The 13,926-nt window shown below is 74.0% G+C and carries 11 protein-coding genes; 2 read left to right on the top strand and 9 right to left on the bottom strand.

Annotated elements, in window-relative coordinates; genetic code table 11:
• Positions 1 to 12: 12 nt before the first annotated feature.
• The 6 genes from ACZ32T_RS09880 to ACZ32T_RS09855 all read right to left on the bottom strand — a co-directional run bounded on the left by ACZ32T_RS09880 (position 13) and on the right by ACZ32T_RS09855 (position 6,769).
• Complete coding sequence (locus tag ACZ32T_RS09880; RefSeq protein ID WP_104787882.1) at positions 13 to 435, bottom strand: phage tail protein; 423 nt, start codon at positions 433 to 435, stop codon at positions 13 to 15.
• Between the two features lie 72 nt (positions 436 to 507).
• Positions 508 to 2,169, bottom strand: coding sequence for a hypothetical protein (locus ACZ32T_RS09875; RefSeq protein WP_467273044.1), 1,662 nt, complete (start codon positions 2,167 to 2,169; stop codon positions 508 to 510).
• Between the two features lie 1,857 nt (positions 2,170 to 4,026).
• Positions 4,027 to 4,185 carry a DUF6760 family protein gene (locus ACZ32T_RS09870; RefSeq protein WP_187355792.1) on the bottom strand — a complete coding sequence of 53 codons (159 nt, stop codon included), beginning with the start codon at positions 4,183 to 4,185 and terminating at the stop codon, positions 4,027 to 4,029.
• Entirely contained in the window at positions 4,182 to 4,679 is a 498-nt protein-coding gene (locus tag ACZ32T_RS09865; RefSeq protein WP_467366168.1) for a hypothetical protein, read from the bottom strand. Before ACZ32T_RS09865 ends, ACZ32T_RS09870 begins: the two co-directional genes overlap by 4 nt.
• The gene (locus ACZ32T_RS09860; protein WP_104787890.1) at positions 4,679 to 5,122 is read right to left on the bottom strand and encodes a phage tail protein; all 444 of its coding nucleotides are present in this window, start codon (positions 5,120 to 5,122) and stop codon (positions 4,679 to 4,681) included. The genes ACZ32T_RS09865 and ACZ32T_RS09860 overlap by 1 nt, the downstream gene beginning before the upstream one ends.
• A 66-nt stretch (positions 5,123 to 5,188) precedes the next feature.
• The gene (locus tag ACZ32T_RS09855; RefSeq protein ID WP_467273046.1) at positions 5,189 to 6,769 is read right to left on the bottom strand and encodes a phage tail sheath subtilisin-like domain-containing protein; all 1,581 of its coding nucleotides are present in this window, start codon (positions 6,767 to 6,769) and stop codon (positions 5,189 to 5,191) included.
• 240 nt (positions 6,770 to 7,009) lie between these two features.
• Between ACZ32T_RS09855 and ACZ32T_RS09850 the strand changes: the two genes are divergently transcribed.
• Both ACZ32T_RS09850 and ACZ32T_RS09845 read left to right on the top strand, forming a co-directional pair.
• The gene (locus ACZ32T_RS09850) at positions 7,010 to 8,545 is read left to right on the top strand and encodes an eCIS core domain-containing protein (protein WP_467273047.1); all 1,536 of its coding nucleotides are present in this window, start codon (positions 7,010 to 7,012) and stop codon (positions 8,543 to 8,545) included.
• Between the two features lie 108 nt (positions 8,546 to 8,653).
• The gene (locus ACZ32T_RS09845; protein ID WP_467273048.1) at positions 8,654 to 10,051 is read left to right on the top strand and encodes a hydrolase; all 1,398 of its coding nucleotides are present in this window, start codon (positions 8,654 to 8,656) and stop codon (positions 10,049 to 10,051) included.
• A gap of 33 nt (positions 10,052 to 10,084) precedes the next feature.
• Here the strand turns inward: ACZ32T_RS09845 and ACZ32T_RS09840 are convergent, their stop codons facing one another.
• From ACZ32T_RS09840 to ACZ32T_RS09830, 3 genes are all read right to left on the bottom strand, one after another.
• A complete protein-coding gene (locus tag ACZ32T_RS09840) occupies positions 10,085 to 12,217 on the bottom strand; it encodes an ATP-binding protein (RefSeq protein ID WP_467273049.1) in 2,133 nt (710 codons plus the stop codon).
• Positions 12,214 to 12,894, bottom strand: coding sequence for a Pvc16 family protein (locus tag ACZ32T_RS09835; protein WP_467273050.1), 681 nt, complete (start codon positions 12,892 to 12,894; stop codon positions 12,214 to 12,216). The genes ACZ32T_RS09840 and ACZ32T_RS09835 overlap by 4 nt, the downstream gene beginning before the upstream one ends.
• A 164-nt stretch (positions 12,895 to 13,058) precedes the next feature.
• The gene (locus ACZ32T_RS09830; protein ID WP_467273051.1) at positions 13,059 to 13,715 is read right to left on the bottom strand and encodes a helix-turn-helix transcriptional regulator; all 657 of its coding nucleotides are present in this window, start codon (positions 13,713 to 13,715) and stop codon (positions 13,059 to 13,061) included.
• Positions 13,716 to 13,926: the final 211 nt, after the last annotated feature.

The following is a 13,926-nucleotide window of genomic DNA, read 5'->3' as shown; positions in this document are numbered from 1 at the left end:
TCTTCGACGCCGTCAGTCCGTGAAGCCGTGGTGGGCGATCTCCAGGACCTCGTTGGCCACGGCCGGGTTGCCGGGGTCGAGGCTGGGGCCCTGCCAGCTGACGGGCAGTACGTCGATCAGGCCCCAGCGGGCGACGAGCGACCCGTCCGCGCGCAGGGCGGAGATCTGGGCGGTCGGCCGCTTGATCCCCGTCTGGACCGAGGAGATCCACTTGGCGACCTTGGCCGTGTCCGGGGTGAGGGGGCGGGTCAGCCGGATGTTGGAGAAGGAGACGCGGGTGGGCAGTTGCCATACGAACCCGTTGTTGCCGCCCTCCTGGCGCTGCTCGATCTCCACCTGGGACGACAGGCCTTCGCACCCGTTGAAGTAACCGAGGCTCTCGCCGTCGATGGTGAGGGTGAACCAGATGGTTGAGCCCGGGTCCTGGCGGGGCATCGCGGGTGGGCCTTTCGTCGGATACGTCTGTGTCGGTGGTGGTGGTGGTCGTCGGGCGGTGGGACCGCCCGGTCAGTGGCGGGGGTCGCGGAGCCTGCCGATCCGTTCGCGGTCCATCCGCAGCTCGGTACGGATGAGGCGGGTGATGCGGCCGATGATCCGGTGGACGAGCTCGTCGAGCTGGAAGTCGGTGAGATCACGGGGGTCGAACCCGCCGTTCGGGACGGCCGCGTACTCGGGCGGCGGTTCCTGCTGCGACGTCGTGGAGCCCGGGGGCGGGGTTGAGCCGCCGGCGGGCGGGGAGTACGGGGGCGGCGAAGCCGGGGGCGGGGCGGCGGCGGTCCGCTCGACGGCCGGGGGCGGAGTGGTGCGCTCACTGCGGTGCGGCCGGATACGGCTCAGGGAGGAGGCCACCGTGTCGGCGGCCGCGGAGGCGAGCGCGCCGATGGACGAACCGCCGCCGAGACGCTGGACGACGGGTTCCGAGGCACTGCCGCCGCCGGCCTGTACGGGACGGGAGGGCGCCGGCGGTGCCGCCGGGGGCGGGGTGAGCGGCGCCACGGGAAGCGGCGACGCGGCGGCGGCCCCGGGCGGCGTGAGGCCGCGCAGCGGTACGGCGGTGAGGGGCATGGCACGGCGCTGGACGCGGGGGACGGACGCGGGCGGGACGGCGGCCGGGGGCCGGGGGGCCTGAGGAGGCACCGGGAGCGGGGGCGGCAGCGGGGCCTGGGGGATCGGCGCGGGGGCGGCCGGTGCCGTGGTGGTGGGCCGCGGGCCGGCCGGTGCCGCCGACGCGGTGGCGCGGGGGCCGACGGCCGGCGGAGTGGGAGGGGCGATGAGCGGGGCCGCGTCCGTGGGCGCCGAGGACATGGGGGCGCCGAGCGGGGTACGTCGGGTCGCGGCGGCGGGCGGCGCGGCCGTGGTGCGCTGGACCTGCTGCCCGGCGGGTGCGTGGGCCGTCGCGCGCCGGGCCTGCTGCACGGGGGCCGTGGGTGTCGTGGGTGCGGGGGAGCCGTGGGCCGGCGCGGCCGGGGGCTTCGGGGCGGGCGGCGGCGACTGGGGTGCGGTCTGCACGCGCGGTGGTGAGGCGGGTGCGGGCGCGGAAGGAGGGACGTCGGCCGGCGAGGAGGACATCGGGGCGCCGAGACCCGGGCGGGCCGTCTTCGGCGTGCCGGTGCGCGGAGCGGACGGCCGGTTGCTGCCCGTACCCGTCGGTGTGGTGTGAGGGAGGGCCGCCACCGGGAGGGCGGCGGGGGTGGTGGCGGCGGGCGGCGTGGGGGAGGCCGGGCCACGGGTGTCCGAGGCCGCGCGCTGGACGGGCGCCGGAGAGGTGGCGGGGCCGGCGGGGGCCGAAGCCGGGGCCGGGCCATGGGCGGGTGACGCCGCACGCCGGACGGGCGCCGGAGGGGCGGCGGGGCCACGGGTGTCCGAGGCCGCGAGCCGGACCGGGGCCGAGGGGCCCGGTGCCGGTGAAGTGGTGCGCGCGGTGCCGCTGTTGCCCGAGCCCGCCGACGCGGACGGCCGGGCGGCAGGCGTGCCCGCACCGGAGGCGGGGGGCGTCGGCTCGGTGCGGCGCACCGGGGGCTGACCGTCCGCGCGTACGGTGCCGCCGCGCGGAGCGGAGGCAGCCGGACCCGCAGGCCCGGCGGATGAGGCGGGGGCCACCGGGAGGGCGCGGTCGCCGGTGGGCGGCGGTGTGGCGGGACTGCCGGCACCGGCGGTGCGCCGCTGCACGGCGGCCTTCGCGTCGCGCGGACCGGCGGAGGCGGCGGGGGCGCTCGGGGCAGCCGGACCGCGGTGCGCGCTCGGGGGCGTTTCCGCCTGCGCGGGCGGGATCCTGGGCGCGCTCGTCGGGCTGCCGAGGCCGCGCGGGGCGCTCGGCTCGGCCGGCGCCGCTCCGCCGGGGCCGGCAGGCCGTACGGGCGGGGAGGCCGCCCTGTCGCGGGGGCCCCGGGGTGCCGGGCCCTGGGCTACGGCCCGCTGGACCGGGGCAGACGCCGGGGCCGGACCGGCGGGAGCCGCACCGGGGGCGCTGCGCGCGCTGTCCGCTGCGGGAGCGCTGGGCGAACCGGCGCTGGGCGAACCGGCGCTGGGTGATGCGGCACCGCGTGAACCGGCCGAGGGCGAACCGGCACCGCGTGAACCGGTCCCGGGCGAGGCGGCACCGGGCGAACCGGCACCGGGCGAGGCGGCACTCGGCGAACCGGCAGTCGGCGAACCAGCACTCGGTGAACCGGCAGCGCGTGAGTTTGCGCCCGGCGATCCCGCGCCGGACGAGGCGGCTCGGGGCGTTTCAACCCCGCGCGTCCCTGTGGTCACACCGTCGCCGGGGCGGGCCGGTGCGGTGGCGCGCCGGGCCACCGCACGCTGCACGGGTGCGCCACCGGCCGGCGTATCCCGGACGGCGCTCTGCGGCGCAGGCGAGGGCGCAGGGGACGGCGAGGGCGCAGGCGCGGGCGAGGGCGAAGGCGCAGGGGACGGCGAAGGCGCAGGCGCGGGGGAGGGCGCAGGTGAAGGCGAAGGTGGGCGCGAAGGAGAGGGCGCGGGCGAAGACGGCCGCGTGGCGCCGGGGGAGTCGGCCGAGCCGGCTCCCCCGCGGTCGCCATCAGTTGAGGTCGCCGACGCCGGCGCACTCTGCGTGCCCCCCGGGGCGGACGACCGGCGCCGCGTGGCCGGCAGGACCCGCCGCTGCACGGCCGGTGCCTTCGTCAGGGGCCGGGGGCGTGACGGGGCCGGCGGTACAGGCGCCACGCGGACACCGGGCGCCGGGGCCGGAGCGTTCCCGGACCCCGGGGTCCGGACCGCCCGTACGGGTGCGGGGGACGCCCCGGACGGTGCCGGTGCAGCGCCCGCACGGGGCGCGCTCCCCGCTGCGGTCGGTGCTGCGGCAACCGTGCCGCGTTCACCGGCAGCCGGAGGCGCCGCCGCCGGAGAGACCGGCGGCGGAGCGGGAGTCGACGAGGAAGGACGGCCCAGGGACCGCCTCTGCACGGCGGGAACGGCTGACGCCGGCGCAGGCGCCGAGGGGGCCGGCGGAGCGGTACGCCCTCCGGCCGCAGGACTCCCGGAACCCTGCGACGCGGACGGCGAAACGGGTGCCGAGGCCGGCGCGGGTGCGGGCCGGCCCGACTGTGCCGGCCGTGCCGAGGGCAGCGCCCGCAGCGGCACCGCCGGGGCGCGCCGCACCACCGGCTCCGCTGCCGCGCCCGACGCCAACGGCAGTGCGCCCGAGCGGCCTTCGAGCCCCGCCACCGGGTGGGCCGAGCGGTTCAGCGCGCCCGAGAGCAGGCTGTCCGGCGCCGTGTTCATGACGCCGATGGACGGCGTCCCGGTGAACGACGGGTTCTGCCACGTCGGCAGCCGCCCGCCGAACCCGGCGTCCGCGACCACCGGGCGTCCGGCGTCCATGGCCCGCTGCATCGGCGGCAGGCCGGACCAGGACGCGACGGCCGTGGGCACCGGCCCGGAGCCGGGTCCCGGACCGGAGCCGGCCGGATCGGCGGCCCCGGCCGGCGCGGCCTCGGCGGGTGCGGTGTGTTGTGCGTCTGCGCGAGCCTCACGGCCCCGCATCCGGTCCAGGAACCCCACGTCTCAGCCCTCCGCTCCGGCGCGCGTCACGAAGGACGCGATCTGGTCCGCGTACAGCCGGCGGTCGTGGTGTTCCAGGTCCAGGATCGCCTCGAGGCTCCAGTGGAAGTGATAGGCGACGTACGCGATCTCCTCATGCAGCCGGTCGGTCGCGTACGTCACGATTCCCCCAGGCGGCTCCCGCCGAGTTCCACCTCGAAGGGCTCGGAACAGTGCGGGCACGCCACCGCCGCCCGGGTGTGGCCCTCGGCGTTGATCTGCCGGTAGAAGTCCTGGAGGAACGCGAGGTCGGAGGCGAACATGTTCTCCACCGTCCCGTCGTGCACCATCGACAGCGTGCCGAGCCGGGTGATGACCCGGCCGAGCAGTACCACCGACAGATACGCGGGGTTCTCCTGGACCCGGACGTCCCGCAGCGGGATCAGCTCGTCCCGGGCGGTGGACAGACGCATCACGCCGTCCTTGTGCACGGTGCCCGCGTCGTCGACGTAGCCGCGCGGCAGCTCGAAGGGGAACTCCGTCTGCAGGCGCTGCGGCACGGGAGCCGGCGCGGGGGCCGGGGCCGGAGCAGGTGTCTGCTCCGGCCCCGCCACGGCCTCGGGCGCCGGTACGTCCGTGATCGGGCCCGCGCCGGCCCTGGCCGTAGTGCGCCGCATTACTCGATGACCAGTTCTTCGAAGACGATGGTCACGGTCTCCGTCAGCGCCGAGGCCTCACCGGCCTTCAGGGCGCTGGCGTCGATCTTGCTGCACCAGGCGTTGCGCATGTTGTAACGCTTCGTCGGGTTGTTCTGGTAATCCATCACGATGATGGAGGCGTTCTTGCGCGCCGTGGACATCTGACCGGCGATCGAGTCGTTGATCCACGTCGTGAACGAGGCCGACGGGGTCATACCCCGGACCACCGTGCACTGCCCGTCCTTCTGCGTGCCGGGCATGAGGCTGACCTCGGGCTTGCCCTGCGCGGAGTTGGAAAGGTGCTTGATGACGTCCTGCTCGATGGTGAGGCCGTTGACCTCGGCGAGGTACTCGACCATCACGCCGTCGATCTGAAGGCCGAAGTTATGTGAGGTGAACGCGTCACCCGGGCCGATGCTCATCTGTTTCCCGTCCTGCCAAGAATTCTTCTGGATCGCGTACGAGGGCTGGGGGTGTGGGCCGGCGGCCTACTCCTCCAGCTCGCCGTTGCCGCTGGAGAACTGGGCCAGCCGGAAGATCACGAACTCGGCGGGCTTGACCGGGGAGATGCCGATCTCGCAGATCACGCGACCGACGTCGACCGACTCCGGGGGGTTGGTCTCCTCGTCGCACTTGACGTAGAAGGCCTCCTCCGGGCGCGAGCCGAAGAGGGCGCCGCTGCGCCACTCGTTGACCAGGAACGCCGAGACGTTGCGCCGGATGCGGGCCCAGAGGTTGGTGTCGTTCGGCTCGAACACCACCCACTGGGTGCCGATCAGGATCGACTCCTCCAGGTAGTTGAAGTACCTGCGGACGTTCAGGTAGCGCCACGCCGGGTCCGACGACATGGTGCGGGCGCCCCAGACGCGGACACCGCGGCCGGGGAAGGCACGGATGCAGTTGACGCCGATCGGGTTGAGCAGGTCCTGCTCACCGCGGGTGATCTGGATCTCCAGGTCGACCGCGCCGCGTACGACCTCGTTGGCGGGCGCCTTGTGCACGCCGCGCTCGAAGTCGTTGCGCGCCCAGATGCCGGAGACGTGACCGCTCGGCGGGATCAGCTGGGACTGGCCGGACGCCGGGTCGAAGACCTTGATCCAGGGGTAGTACAGGGCCGCGAACTTGGAGTCGTAGCCGGCGGTCTCCTGGCGCCAGACCCTGATCTCGCGGGCGTTCAGGCCCGGCGGCGGGTCGATGACCGCGACGCGGTCGCCCATCAGCTCGCAGTGGGCGATCAGACCGAGCTGGACCGCCTTGACGGCCTCCAGGTCGATCGCTCCGCGCTGGTAGGCGGACATCAGGTCGGGGACGGCGACCATGGAGATCTCGTCCACGGCTTCCAGACCGCCGAAGCCGGTACGGTCGGCGGAGTCGCCGAGGTACTGGGCGGGCCCGGGGTGGGCGGAGGTGTCCGCCGCGGGGACGGCCGGGGCGGCGGCCGGGGCCGCGAGCGCCACGGTCTGGTTCTCGGGCCGTGCGAGCTGCGCGGCGGGCGCTGCCTCCTGCACGGTGATGAGCTTGGAGCGCTCCTTGACCTGCGTGACGACGTAGTTGCGGCCGCTCTTCTTGGCGGTCACGTCGAAGGACTCGGCAATCTTGTCGCCGTCCTTGACGACCAGCTTGAAGCGCTCGGCCGGGCCCTCGCCCTCGGGGTCGGCGACCTCGACGGTCAGCGGGCCGCTCTGCCCGGGCGCGAGCGCGGTCACCGTGAAGGTGCCCAGCTGCTGCGGCGCACCCGTCGGCAGCGCGGCCGGGGTCCTGGAGCCGGTCACGGCGGCGGGGGCGGCGTCGGACGCACCCTCGGCGGAACCGCCGACCCGCACGACGTAGGCGGCGCTGCCGCCGTTGTTGAAGAAGCCGTAGACGGAGTGCGCCAGGTAGTACCCGTCGGTGAAGTCACCGAACGCCGCGACGTACTGCGTCCAGTTGGTCACCAGGGTGGGTTCGTTCAGGGGCCCGGTCGACGCGAGGCCGACAAAGGCCGCGACCGAAGTGCCCACACCCTCGATCGGGCGCGAGCCGCTGGCCACCTCCTCGACGTATACGCCGGGCGACAGGTAGGACGGCATGCTCTGCTCTCCTCGGGGTACGAGACAAGACGGCTTTCACCTTCACGCGCGAAGCGCGTCCCCCGAAACGTCCTGCGGGGCTCGATCGGGGGCACCCCTCTTGCCCACAAGGGCACTTCTGTGCGATGCGTTTCCCCGTGCGTCCCGAAGTTGCCCGCGAAACTGCCCTCGCGGACCTGCCCCGGGCCAGGGCGGGCGGGTAGAGCTGGGTGGTCAGCTGTCCGCCCAGAAGGGAGCGTCGTGCGCGCACACGAAACACCGGCCCCGCAGCCCGGAGAGCGGAACAAGCCCCGCCGGGCCGGTACGCCGAGCACGCAGGCCGGCCGGATGCTGGCACTCCAGCGCGCGGCGGGGAACGCGGCCGTGTCGCGCGCCATCGAGGAGGAGCGGCACGCGCACGGGCCCGGCTGCGGCCACGGTGAGGCCGCGCCGTCCGGCGAACAGCCGGCCGTGCAGCGCCGCGTGTCGGTGCAGGAGGCGATCTCCTCGCCGGGCAGCCGGCCGGAGTCCCGCATCCTCGACAAGGCGCAGCAGGCGTACGGGATGAGCTTCGACCACGTCCGGCTGCACACCGGGCCGGTGGCGCAGCGCTCGGCGATGGAGCTCAACGCCGTTGCCTACACCACGGGTTCGGACATCGTCAGCCAGAAGCCGCGCCTGGACGACGAGACGATCTTCCATGAGCTGGACCACGTCCGTCAGCAGACGATGGGGCCGGTGGCGGGGACGGACAACGGCGCGGGGGCCAAGGTCTCGCACCAGGACGACCCCTTCGAGAAGCAGTCCGCCGCCAACGGCCGGAAGCTGGCCCAGGGTGGCGCGCCCGACCTCTCCCTGCCGGGCTCGTCCGCGCCGGTGCAGCGTGCCGTGGACTCCGCGGAGCCGGGCACACACGAGGTCCAACGGGTCGCCACCGACACCGAGGAGGCACCGGCCAAGTACCGGCAGACCAAGGAGTCGGCCCCGGGTGACCGGGACGTGGCCCTGCGCATGCTGGACCGGATGTCCCGTATCGCCCTGGAGACCATCAACAAGACGAACAAGGATTTCGCGGACAAGCGCGGCAATCCCCTGCGGGGCAAGAGTAAGATCACTCCCCACCTGGCCGTGTCGGTCCTCCCCGGCGGGGCGCTGGCCATCGCCGGCAACACCGGCGACAAGCGGGTCACCGCCAACGACAAGATCGTGGTCGAGGAGGAGCTGCGCAAGTACGTGAACGGCGACCCCGAGATGCAGCACGCCAGGGAGAAGGACCGGACGAAGCTCAAGGCCCTGACGTCGGGTGACTACGCCAAGGCCCACGGCAACGCTCCCCAGCTGCTCGCGATCGACGAGGCCCTGCGCCGGCCCATCGAGTGGTACGCGGTCGGCGGCACCGAGTCCGACAAGAGCTCGCAGCACGGTGAGATGACCGTGCTCGGCCAGCACGTCGCCCACTGGCTGGCGAACCCGAAGACCTCGGACGAGCCGGAGAAGGTCATGATGGGTGGCGTCAAGAAGGCGTGCCGCAGCTGTCAGTGGGCCTTCGACGCGGTCAACGAGCACATCGGCCGGCCCAACGGCTACGAGGTCCAGGCCTCCGGCAGCCACAACCAGTTCTTCCCCGGCTGGCGGATGCCGGAGTGGATGACCGCACACCCGAAGGTGGTGGCGGAGGTGACGGCGCAGGCCGCCGCGATCGGTGCGAAGCTGGAGGACGGGGTCCTCAAGGGGGACATGACGGAGAAGACCGTGAGTCACGACCCGGACTCCTCGGGCTCCGAGTGGGACGAGTAGCGGTACGGGCGCCGGCCGGGGGGCGTGTCCTCCGGCCGAGCCCTGAGGGCATCCCGGTGTGCCCCCGCGTCCCCTGACGCGCGTCACGTCCTCCCCTAGCGTGGGCCCGTGAGCCTGTGGACTTCCCTCGAACCCCTCTCCACCACCGTCGACCCCGGCAGCAGCACCACCGTGCGGCTCCGGCTGCGCAACACCGGTGATGTGGTGGATGAATACCGCTTCGAACCGATCGGCGGCCCCGCCCCCTGGACCACCGTGGAGCCCCAGACACTCCGCCTGTATCCCGGCACCACCGGCTCGGTGGACGTGACGTTCGCTCCGCCGCGTACGCCGGACGCCACGGCCGGGCCGAATCCGTACGCCGTGCGGATCACGCCGACCGAGCATCCGGAGGCGGTGACCGTCCCGGAGGGCAACCTCACGATCACCCCCTTCACGGAGGTGCGGGCCGAGCTGGTGCCGCCGGTCGTCAAGGGCCGCTTCCGCGGCCGGCCCCGGCTCGCGGTCGACAACCTCGGCAACACCAAGGTCACCGCCTCGCTCAGCGGCAGTGACTCCGGCGACCGGCTGTCGTACGACATCCAGCCGAGCAACGTCCAGATCGAGCCGGGCCGGGCCGCGTTCGTCAGGACGACGCTGAAGCCGCGGCAGATCATCTGGTTCGGGTCGAAGGAGGAGCAGCCCTACGCGCTGGCCCTGCGCCGCTCCGGTGCCAAGAGCATGGACGTGGACGGCACCTACGTCCAGCGGGGTTTCCTGCCGGGCTGGCTGGCCACCGTGCTGGCGCTGCTCCTGACCCTGACCATCGCGTTCGTGGTGATCTGGCTGGCGTACAAGCCTCAGGTGCGGAGTACGGCGACGGAGAAGACTTCGGAGACCGTCAGCGTCATCCCACCGCCCGAGGAGAGTGCCGCGCCCACGTCCGCGCCGCCCACCCCGGAGCCGGAGAAGACCCCCGAGACCGAGAACGAGAGCCCCGACGGCGACGGCGACGGCGGGGGCGGAGGCGGTGGCGGCGGGGAGACGAAGAAGCCGCCGGAGCGGACCGCGGCCGTCGCGGTGCACGAGATCGCCGCGCGCAGCGAGGGCCGTCACATCTGCTACCGCGCGTATGTCGCGGACCGCGGCTGGCAGGAACCGGTGTGCGACGGGGCCGAGGCCGGGACGGTCGGCAAGGGGCTGCCCATCAAGGCCCTCAACATCGCCGTGTCCAGGACCAAGGGTGTCCGGGGCGCGTCCGCCTATGTGGTCGAGGGCTGGCGGAAGGGCGACAAGTGGCAGCAGCAGAGCACCGGCAAGGACATGTACCTCGGCAGCACCAAGGAGTCGTACTCCGCGATGCAGGGGTTCACCATCGGGGTCCTCGAAGGCACCGTCTGCCAGACCACCAGCGTCGGGGGCAAGGGGTGGGGCGGCCGGTTCTGCACCAAGCCCGGGGACTGGATCTACGGCGGAAGCGACATGAAGCTGAAGCTCCAGCTGGAAGCCGTCAAGTTCACCGTGTGAGCGCACCGTGAGACGGGGCCGGCCGGGCCGGACTCACCAGTTCGCCTCGCCCGGCACCAGCCGGCCCGCCTTGCGGTACTCGCGGCGCGCGCCCTCCAGCAGGTCGTCCGCGCCGACCGGCTCGTCCCGCCCGGCGGCGAGGTAGGCGGCGGTGACCACCGCGCTGCGGATCGACCCGCCGGCCAGCTCGAAGTCCCGGGCCAGGGGGCCGGCGTCGATGTCCTCGGCCGACGGGACGTGCGCCAGGCCGTGGTGCCACAGCGCCAGCCGCTGGCCGGCGTCCGGGAACGGGAAGTCGACGACCAGGTCCAGGCGCCGGGTGAACGCCTCGTCGATGTTGGACCGCAGGTTGGTGGTGAGCAGGGCGATGCCGTCGAAGGACTCCAGCCGCTGCAGGAGGTAGGAGCTCTCCATGTTGGCGTACCGGTCGTGGGAGTCCTTGACCTCCGAGCGCTTCCCGAAGACGGCGTCGGCCTCGTCGAAGAGGAGCACGGCGTCCGTGCTGTCGGCCTCGCTGAAGATCCGTTCGAGGTTCTTCTCGGTCTCGCCGATGTACTTGTCGACGATCGAGGACAGCTGGACCACATAGAGGTCGAGGCCCAGATCGGCCGAGACCACCTCCGCCGCCAGGGTCTTCCCGGTGCCGGACTCGCCCGCGAACATGCCGACGACACCACGGCCGCGCCCGCCGCCCGCGCTGAGCCGCCAGTCGCCGAGGACCCGGTCGCGGTGGCGGGCGCGCAGGGCGAGTTCGCGCAGTTGCGTGAGGGGCGCGTCGGGCAGGACGAGGTCGCCCCAGTCCACGGCGGGCCGGATCCGGCGGGCGTGCTGTTCGAGGCCGGACGCCGACTGCTGCCGCGCGGCGAGCCGGATGTGGCCGGCGGTGAGCGGCGTCCCGTCGAAGGCGGCCAGCGCCAGGGCGGCACGGGCCGCACGCCCGACGCGCTCGCCGCCGAGGTGGTACGGAGCCACGGTGGCGGCCAGGTCGAGATGCCCGGCCTCGGGGCCCAGCGCGGCCTGCCAGACGTCTGTGCCGCCGGCCGGGCGCCGCGGCGCCTCCAGCACGAGCGGGTCCTGCGGAGACCAGTGCGGGTCGTACGGGCGCGGGTCCGCCAGCAGTACGGTCACGTCAGCGGCCCGGGTCAGCGCTTCGACCAGTGCGGCCGGTCGGTCGGGCAGGCCGGACACCACGACCGCCCGCCCGCTGAGGCGTGCCTCGCGCAGGAGCGCGTGCACGCCGTCGTCGGTGCCGGCGGAGGTGCCGTGAGGAGCGCCGTGGGCGCCCGCGGGGTCGGTGTGACCGGTGTGGCTGGTGTGACCAGAAGGGTCAGAGGGGCCGGAGTGGCCCGAGTGGCCCGAGTAGCGCAGCGCGTCGACGCCTGCCGCGCGCAGGGCGGACGCGAGGGCGGCCAGGCCGTCACCCTTTCGGTGTTCCCGCAGGTAGACGCAGAGCGGACCGTCCTTCAGCCGGGCGGCCAGCTGTCGGCCGAAGACCTCGTCCTCCTCGGCGGCGGACTGCGGGTCCGGCATCGGGTGCAGCCGGCCCAGCAGCGCCGCGTCCGGGGTGTCGTCTCCCAGCAGATGGGCGGCCACCCGGTCCGGCACGCGCAGCGAGCGGGAGAGGAACGGGCGTTCGGGCTCGTCGACCTCCAGCAGCCCGAGGGCGAGGAGCGGTGCCGTCGGATGGAAGCGCGCGCGGCCGTCCGGCAGGTGGGTGGGGAGCCCGCACAGTTCGAGGGCGAGGCCCACCGTGGCGCGGCGCCGGCTCACGTCGTCGTTGAGGTAGCCGTAGAGCGGCTCGAAGGTGCGGTCGAGGTCCGGGGCGAGCGCGATGAGCAGGACGGCCGCGTCCCGGTCGGACAGCCGCAGCCGGGCGGCCGTCCGGGCCAGCCGGTCGTCGGCGTCGTCCTGCGGCCCCGCCTGCGTCCCCGGCGGGAGCGAGGCGTCCGGATCCGCGGCCGGCCAGGCGTGCAGCAGGTGGAGCACGGCCTCGTCGGAGAGGTACAGGCCGCGCAGCGGGTCGCCCGCCGTCGGGTCGGTGGCGGAGCGCCGCTCGACCAGCGCGGTCACCGCCTGCCGCAGTGCGGCCAGCCGGGCGAGCAGCGGCCGGGAGGGGTCACGGTGGTCCGGGACGTCGGACACGGCGGCCGGGTGCGGGGCGTTCATCGCTTCTCCGCGCGGCGGGCCGCCGCCTCTTCCTCGTGGGCGGCGCGGGCCGCCGCCACCTGGTGCGGCCGGTGGGAGCGCCCCGGGGGCCGGGGGGTGTCGGCCTCCAGGTCGCCCACGCGGATCGTCGCGCCCTCGGTGACCGGGGGCCCGGCGTCGTATTCGGGGAAGGCCGGGAAGGGCGCGGTGACCACCAGGTCCAGGGAGGGCTTGAGCTCACCGCCCAGCGCGGACCAGATCTCGGCGAGGGAGCGCGCCTCCGTCTGGAGGCCGGCCACCGTCAGCGGAATCGTCAGGCCGAGGCGCCCCAGCGAGCCGGGGAGTTCCTCGGGGGTGAGCAGTTCCCGGGGCAGCAGTGTCGCCAGCACGGCGGACAGCAGCCGGTGTTCGTCCTGCGGGGTCTTCGTCCACGCCGTCACCAGGTACGACAGCCGGAACCAGCGTGGCGGCTGGCTGCGGCGCACCACGATGTTCCGTTCGTCGCGCACCGACGTGTGGCCGCGCTGCCGCCGGCTCACGTCCTCCCGGATGTCGTACAGATAGGTGTTGACCACGGGGGCGTTGCGCCGGGCCGCCCAGTCACGGGTGGGCGCCTCGAAGGCCACCTCGATGCCGGAACCCGCCAACGCCCCGCCGCTGAGCAGGCGTTTGAGGACCTCGTCCACCTCGTGGATCACTCTTGCCGCTCCCTGCCCAGCCGTGGTGCCTGTCGTACGTCCGGTACCGCCCGGTGCCGTATCCCGTCGATCGTGCCCTGCGTGCCGTCAGGGCCCCAGGCACGCCGGGGACGGCCGGCGGACAGCGGTCCTGCCCGGCGGCCCTCCCGGAGTTGCCCCAACGGTCAGATGTAACCCTCCCGAAGGGCATGGGCGACGGCGTGCGCGCGGTTACGCAGGTGGAGCCGGGTGGTGACCCCGTGCATCACGTTCTTGACGGTCCGTTCGGAATAGGACAACTTCCCGGCGATCTCCCCGGTGTCGAGGCCCTCGGCGACGAGCCGCAGCACATCGACCTCGCGGGGCGTGAGACCCAGGGAAGGACTGCCCTGCCGTCCGGCGCCCCCACGGTGCAGGGTCCCCACCTGGTTGATGAGCCGTCCGAGCAGATCCGCGGGCAGGTCGCCCTCGCCGCGGGCGGCGGTCAACACCGCCTGCACCAGCCGGTGGGCGGTGGCCTCGCGGCGCCACACGATGGCGCCGACACCGCACTCGATGACGTCCAGCAGCTCGTTCTCGCGGATCGTGTCCACGACGAGCACGGCACGAGCGCCCTCGCTGCGCACGACCCGGCGCAACCGGGTGAGGGCCGCCTCGTCGAGGGCGTCCTCGATCAGCAGGGCCACCGTGCCGGGGCGGGACTCCTCGCGCAGTTCGACCTCCGGATGCCGGCGCAGCTGGCTGACGGCACCTTCGCGGCTGATCGGGTCGGGGGCGGTCACGGATACGGGCACCCGGCTTGCCAGGGCGGTGTCGGAGGTGGTCCGGGGTGAGCTGAGCAACCGATTTCCTCTGTTCAGGATCCGCCGGGCGTGTGCGCCTTCGGCGGAAGGACCTGATCCACACTTCTGCGCCCGCAGCGGAACAGGCAATCGTGGACCACCACGACGCGGACCACGAGGGAAGCGCGGCTGCCACCCGCACATCCCGCCGGGAATCCGTATCACCGCAGGTCAACGCGGGTGCGCACACAGGGTGGTGGCCCTGCGGGGG

Source organism: Streptomyces sp. NPDC023573 (assembly GCF_055559735.1).
The sequence above is the reverse complement of the archived record's forward strand: the minus strand, read 5'-3'. Positions and strand labels throughout refer to the sequence as shown.

Coding starts and splice junctions, on each gene's coding strand:
- ACZ32T_RS09880 (WP_104787882.1), bottom strand. CDS start 435: ATGCCCCGCCAGGACCCGGGCTCAACCATCTGGTTCACCCTCACCATC.
- ACZ32T_RS09865 (WP_467366168.1), bottom strand. CDS start 4,679: ATGCGGCGCACTACGGCCAGGGCCGGCGCGGGCCCGATCACGGACGTA.
- ACZ32T_RS09860 (WP_104787890.1), bottom strand. CDS start 5,122: ATGAGCATCGGCCCGGGTGACGCGTTCACCTCACATAACTTCGGCCTT.
- ACZ32T_RS09855 (WP_467273046.1), bottom strand. CDS start 6,769: ATGCCGTCCTACCTGTCGCCCGGCGTATACGTCGAGGAGGTGGCCAGC.
- ACZ32T_RS09840 (WP_467273049.1), bottom strand. CDS start 12,217: ATGAACGCCCCGCACCCGGCCGCCGTGTCCGACGTCCCGGACCACCGT.